The organism is Peribacillus sp. P4_D6, assembly GCF_056401795.1.
Window position 1 is genome coordinate 1 of record NZ_JBFUIQ010000386.1, and the last position, 715, is coordinate 715.

Consider the following 715-nt stretch of genomic DNA (forward strand, 5'->3'; position numbering starts at 1 on the left):
GATTGTAAAAGAAATGGAGTGATTYGAGGAAAGGAACCTTCTATGCAGAAAATAATCACCTGCGTTTTGATTGTAGAATTGATCTAGATGAAAATAATTTGCTGTTTCTGTTCATAAAATCGGTGTATAACAATTTTTGAGAGAGGCGGCGTTTCATCATGACCTTAATCTTTGCACATCGAGGCTCTGCAGGAACTCATCCGGAAAATACGATGTCGGCGTTCAAGGAAGCTGCCCGTGTCGGTGCGGACGGAATTGAAACGGATGTCCAGCTCTCGAAAGATGGAGAAGTGGTCATCATCCACGATGAAAAGCTCGATCGGACCACGAATGCCTCGGGGTATGTAAAAGACCGGACATTAAAGGAGTTGAAAACCCTTAATGCTTCCGCAACCCATAAGGGTAATTTTGGTGATGAAAAGATTCCCACGCTTGAAGAACTGTTTATTTGGCTTAATGATAATCAGCTTTTTTGCAATATTGAATTGAAAAATACGGTTTTCTGTATCCAGGCTTGGAAGAGAAAGTCATCCGGCTCATCCGTACCTACGAAATGGAGGAAAGGATAATCCTTTCTTCTTTCAATCATTACAGTTTGGTCAATTGCCATCGATTGGCACCAGAATTGGAAACGGCACCGCTATATAGGGATGGCCTATACATGCCGTGGATATATGCCAAGGCAATAGGCGGAAGTGCAATTCACCCAAATATC

1 protein-coding gene is annotated in these 715 nt (G+C 42.4%); it reads left to right on the forward strand.

The window, feature by feature from the left end; translation table 11 throughout:
- Positions 1-158: 158 nt before the first annotated feature.
- The gene (locus AC1DVB_RS27775) at positions 159-569 is read left to right on the forward strand and encodes a glycerophosphodiester phosphodiesterase family protein (RefSeq protein WP_477592072.1); all 411 of its coding nucleotides are present in this window, start codon (positions 159-161) and stop codon (positions 567-569) included.
- The last annotated feature ends 146 nt before the right edge of the window (positions 570-715 follow it).

Excerpts from the sequence above, each read along its gene's own strand:
- AC1DVB_RS27775 (WP_477592072.1), top strand. The coding sequence starts at position 159 with ATGACCTTAATCTTTGCACATCGAGGCTCTGCAGGAACTCATCCGGAA.